3 protein-coding genes are annotated in these 5,582 nt (G+C 53.3%); 1 reads left to right on the top strand and 2 read right to left on the bottom strand.

Annotated features, from left to right (window positions below):
* Positions 1 to 64: 64 nt before the first annotated feature.
* Both NSCA4_RS0100120 and nadE read right to left on the bottom strand, forming a co-directional pair.
* Positions 65 to 2,089, bottom strand: a complete 2,025-nt coding sequence (locus NSCA4_RS0100120) for a site-specific recombinase (protein WP_016686275.1) — start codon at positions 2,087 to 2,089, stop codon at positions 65 to 67.
* A gap of 157 nt (positions 2,090 to 2,246) precedes the next feature.
* On the bottom strand, positions 2,247 to 3,038 hold the full coding sequence (nadE, locus tag NSCA4_RS0100115) for an NAD(+) synthase (protein ID WP_029609413.1): 792 nt from the start codon (positions 3,036 to 3,038) through the stop codon (positions 2,247 to 2,249).
* A 473-nt stretch (positions 3,039 to 3,511) separates the two neighbouring features.
* Between nadE and NSCA4_RS0100110 the strand changes: the two genes are divergently transcribed.
* Positions 3,512 to 5,539 carry a BCCT family transporter gene (locus NSCA4_RS0100110; RefSeq protein ID WP_016686273.1) on the top strand — a complete coding sequence of 676 codons (2,028 nt, stop codon included), beginning with the start codon at positions 3,512 to 3,514 and terminating at the stop codon, positions 5,537 to 5,539.
* Positions 5,540 to 5,582: the final 43 nt, after the last annotated feature.

Here is a 5,582-nt window from a genome sequence, read left to right as displayed (position 1 = left end):
ACCTTTTTGATCCATTCAAATGGAAGACTTGAGTAAGGATAAAGGCAAGTGCTTTTCTCGCAAGCTAGTGTTTGTCCTCATCCTCTTTGGCAGTATCTCTCCCGCCGTCTTTATCTGTCTGAAGCGGCGTAACCGGGAAAAACAAGATCAGCGGGTTTGCCTTAATCTGCTGCCAGAAACTTTTGCACAAATTGCCGACGCTGTCGATTTTTGTGTCGCGCGAACGCAGGGCGACGAAGAGGGCGAGGGTGAAGCTGACGATGAGGTTGACCAAGCCGATGGCGAGGACGCTGCAAATGCTGAGCATGAATGTACCAAAGCCGACGTTGCCGCTGACGGCTGCATAGCCGAGGTTGGCGGAAGAGAAGGCGACATGGCGGATGTCCAGCGGCAGTCCGAGGAGGTGTCCGAAGTAGCCGGTCATGCCCAAGAGCATCCCGAAAATGAAGTTGCCGACCAGCGAGCCGTAGTGTTTGTGGATGTAGGCGGCGAGGACGCGGCGGGGTTTGGGGCGCATGATTTTGCGCAATAAGGGGTTGAAGGGCAGGCGTTGGCGCAGGTTGAGATAGTCGGCGCGGTTGTCGAAGAAGCCTGCGATGATGCCGGAACAGAACAGCCACAAACCTGCGATGGCGGCATACCATAGGGTCGGATGATGGATGATGTCTATGGATTTGAACTGGTAGGCGGTGGTGTGGGCATCGAGTATGGGCTGTTGGTGCAGATGGGCATAGCCGAACGATATGGCGCACGCCAAAAGGATGGCGATAGACACGTTGCCGAAGACGGCGACGCTTTGGGAGCGGCATACGTCGATAAGGAGCTTGGCAAGCTTGTTGTCCACCGTTTTACCGCCTTCGTTGAGATCGACTTGTTCGGCGAAGCTGGCGGCAGTCATGGCGGGCTGTTTGGTGGCGACGGTGCAGTGCAGCATGTGGATGATCATGAAGCCTATGCCGTAGTTCAGTCCTGCCAACAAGGAAGTAATGAAGGGGCTGAAGCCGAGTGAGACGATATGGATTTTATATAGCGCCAGCAGGGCGATGATGACGCCGCCGCCTGCTGCGGAGTAGAACATTTTGAAATATTCTTTGCGGTTGCGGGTGATGTAATGCTCGCCGTGGTGACTTTTGTTTTCGCTAATGCTGCGGGCGAGCATGCGGATGCTGCTGCGGCGCAGGTGGCGGGTGCTGTATTGCTCGACCGCGGCGTAGATGAGGGAGTTCATCAGGGTAATGGTGAGGCGGTTGCGGTTGCCGGCATCGGTTTGGATGTCGGTAAGCAATTTCAGACGATCTATGGTCTGCTGGAGCCGTTCGAGCAGGTGGGCGACTTTGACGGACGAGCCTGATCCTGCGCCCGTCCCTTTGCGGCGCAGATAATCAATCTGGCTGCAACATTGGTCGAACATGACTTCGAGATGGGCAGTGTCGTAAGGGGATGTTTTATTGCGGTAATGTTCAACCAATTTTGTAATTTCGCGCTGAAGTGCAATGAAGGGAGAATCGGCTTCGAGCAGTCGCGGAGCGATGCGGATGAGGTCGGGTTCGAGGGCTTCGGACGCAATCCAAATGGCGAGCATTTCCATAGCGCGCAGACGTGCGTCAACCAACTGGCGGCAGGCGTTTTGCAGCAAGGTGGGATCGACGCTGGAGCGGATATGGTCGTAAAGGCTCAACCATTGTCGGATGCTGAGTGTTTGCAGCCAACCGTCGTCGTTTTCCGAATGGAAAAGATAGAGGAACACTTCGCGCAGGTTGGCAAAATCTTTGTAGGACGGGCTGAAGCGTTCGTATATACGTATGCCCATCTCGCGGGCAAAGCTGTTTCGCGAGAAGATGCCGAGTTTGATCAGCGCGGGATAGATATGGACTTGCGAAAGCCAGTAGTAGAAGCGGCCGCTGAAACTTTTTGCGAGTGCTTCGTCTTGTTTGAGCGTGGCGATAATCAGGTCGAAGCGTTCTGCCGCCTGTCTTCTGCCGCCGCGCCGCAAAAATTTGATTAAGGCGTTGAGAATAAGGACGAAATCGGTGTCAGTCAGACTTTTCGACAGCAGGGGATGCAGATTTTGGTGAGTAATTTTTTCCATTGCGGTATTTTTACACAAAACGGCGGATTTGGTAAAGTTCAGATAATTTATGCAATCCGCCGTAAGTGTTGTCGATATTGTGAAGCGGTTGCTGTTGCTTATACCATCTTTGCCTTTAAAAAGGTCGTCTGAAAACCAGTTTCAGACGACCTTTTGCTTATTTCAGCATTTCTTCCGGTATTTTGCAGACAGGAATCGGATTGACTTTGTGTTGCATGGCTTTGTGCAGGCGGGTGTAAATTTCCAAGACTTCGCGCTGCCTGCCTTCAAACTCTTCGGGACGACGCGTACCGTAAACGCCCATCGCCCATTCGAGTTCGGGATAGCTTGCGCCCATCTGTTCTTCGTCCGTGCGCTCGGTATCCCAAAGCCCGTCGGTCGGCGCGGCTTTTTGGATGGACTCGGCGATATCCAGTTCGGCGGCAATTTGATAAATCTGGGTTTTGGTCAAGTCGGCAATCGGACTGATGTCCACGCCGCCGTCGCCGTATTTGGTGAAAAAGCCCACGCCGAAATCTTCAATTTTGTTGCCCGTACCGGTAACCAGCAAGCCGTTGATTTGTCCGTAATAATAAAGCGTCAGCATCCGCAGGCGGCTGCGGGCGTTGGCAAGCGCAAGCTGTTTGGCGGGGAACTCGGTTTCATCGACTTCGACATCGGCGGCAAAAGTATCGAAAGTCGGCGTCAAATCCACACTCATCCCGCTGACGTTGTGAAACGCCTGCTCCAATCGGCGGATGTGTTCCTGCGCGCGGCTGACTTGGTCGGCTTTTTGGCGGATGGGCATTTCAAGCAGAAGGACTTTCAGCCCCGTCCGTGCCGCGATGGCGGAAACGACCGCGGAATCGATGCCGCCGGAAACCCCAACGACAAACCCCTTGGCGTGTGCGGCGGCGGCATAGTTTTTCAGCCAGTCGGCAATATGGCGGATAACGGCTTGGGTCTGCATAGTCAGGCTCCTGATTTGAAAGGGGGAATCATACCTGATTTTGGAAGGCGGCGGCATATGGACGGGTCGTCTGAAAATCAACTTCACAGCTTTCAGACGACCTTCCCCCGTTTTCATAGGCAATAAAATCTAACTGAATTTCGCATATCCTTTCCCGATTTGAAACAATTCCCTGATTTTGTTATTATTCATTCAAACAAAGAAATAATCATCATCCATTTTGTCTCATCCGGCCCTCATTACGGCTCATTCATCTGTTCGTTTTTACTCTCTTTTTCCCTTGTTTTTCATCCGGCAGGACGGTTTAAACGTCATTCGTTTTTTGTCTGCGTTTTATAGTGGATTACCAAAAATCGGGAAAGTCTCGGATCCCGTCCGACAGACCATGTTTTATTCCTAGTTCTTGTTAATCAACCATATACGGCCTTGCGCCCGTGTCCGCCTGCCTCACCATCCTAAAAGGAGGTCAAGGTTTGTCTTTATTTCATTTTTTACGCAATCGGTCTTCGTTTAATCCTTTTGTCGTCTCGGTAACGCTCGCTTTCGTGCTGCTGGTCATCGGCATTGCGCTTTTGGTGCCGCAGCAGGCGGAAACCGTCCTTAATGCCGCCAAAGCAGGCGTGTTCAAAAATTTCAGTTGGTTTTACATCTTGGCATTTTCCGCCTTTTTCTTCTTCCTGCTTGCTCTTTCGATCAGCAGCTTCGGCAACATCAAACTGGGCACCAACGAAGAAGAGCCAGAGTTCGGTTTTTTGTCTTGGATTGCCATGCTCTTTGCCGCAGGCATGGGTGTCGGGTTGATGTTTTTCGGCGTGGCGGAACCGCTCACCCACTACCTTTCCCCCATCACGGAAGGCGGCGACGGGATCAAACAGCAAGACGCTTTGCTCCATACGCTTTTCCACTGGGGCGTACATGCCTGGTCGGTTTACGCCGTCATCGCCTTGGCGCTTGCCTATTTCGCCTTCCGCTACAAACTCCCGCTCTCGTTGCGTTCCTGCTTTTATCCGTTGTTGAAAGAGAAAACCGACGGCAAGGCGGGCGACATCATCGACATTCTTGCGCTGGTCGCCACCCTGTTCGGCATCATTACCACGCTCGGCTTCGGCGCGACGCAGTTGGGCGCAGGCTTGGAACAATTGGGCTGGATTGAAGAAAATACCTTCTCCGTGCAAACCGTCGTGATTTTCACCATAATGGGCATGGCAATCGCTTCTGCCGCCTCCGGCATAGGCAAAGGCGTGAAAATACTGAGCGAATTGAACCTGACCTTTGCCTTTGCGCTGATGTTCTTCGTTCTCGCCACCGGCCCGACCCTCCACCTGCTTTCCGCTTTCAACGACAACCTCGGTACTTACCTGAGCAACCTCATACAACTCAGTTTCAAAACGTACAGCTACGAACAAAACCATACCGAATGGTTCGGCGGCTGGACCATCTTATACTGGGCGTGGTGGTGTTCTTGGGCGCCTTTCGTCGGACTCTTCATCGCCCGCATCTCGCGCGGACGCACCATACGCGAATTTATTTTCGGCGTGTTGGCGGTTCCCTCCTTGTTCTGCGTGATCTGGTTCACCATCTTCGGCGACACCGCCATTTGGATTAACGACCATGTCGCAGCAGGTGCGCTCGGCGCATTGACCGGCACGCCTGAAAAACTCCTCTTCCGCTTTCTTGAATACCTCCCGTTGCCGACCATTACTGGATTCGTCAGCCTTACGGTGATCGCCCTCTTCTTCATCACCTCCGCCGACTCCGGCATTTACGTTCTCAACAACATCGCATCCCGCGACAAAAGCCTGACCGCTCCGCGTTGGCAGGCAGTGATGTGGGGGCTGCTGATGTCTGCCGCCGCCACCGTCCTCTTGCGCTTCGGCGGACTGCCCACCCTGCAAACCATGACCCTCATCGTCGCCCTGCCTTTCGCCATACTCATGCTGGTCATGTGCTTCAGCCTCATGCGCGGACTAAACGCCGACCACAAATACTTCAGCACCGCCGTTACCGCCTCCAGCGTCTATTGGAGCGGCGACAACTGGCAGGACAGGCTCGAGCGTATGCTGAACCAAACGCAGGAACAAGACATCCTCAAGTTCCTCAAAACCACCGCCCTACCCGCCATGCGCGAACTGGGCGAGGAGCTGTCCGACAAATACAGCCTGAGCGTCAACATCCAAACCCACTTCGATCGCGAAGAACCGGTCGTCGAATTTACCATCCACAAAGAGTCCCTGCGCGATTTCATGTACGGCATTAAAACCATCAAACGCGAAGTGTCCGAACAACTTATCAAAGACGGACACCTCCCGCACATTCGCCACAACGTAACCTACGAACCCTACACCTACTTCTTCGACGGCCGCAGCGGCTACGACGTGCAATACATGAACCGCCGCGAACTCATCGCCGACATCCTCAAGCAGTACGAGCGTTACCTCAACCTCCTGACCAATGTCGGACAAGAACTCATGTCGCACCAGCAAACCGAATTGGCGGAATAAGTTTTGTTTGAATAAGTTGCAATAAAGGTCGTCTGAAAACGGA

Origin of the sequence: Neisseria sicca 4320, from assembly GCF_000193735.1 — a bacterium.
GTDB classification, from domain to species: Bacteria; Pseudomonadota; Gammaproteobacteria; order Burkholderiales; family Neisseriaceae; genus Neisseria; species Neisseria sicca_E.
The sequence above is the reverse complement of the archived record's forward strand: the minus strand, read 5'-3'. Positions and strand labels throughout refer to the sequence as shown.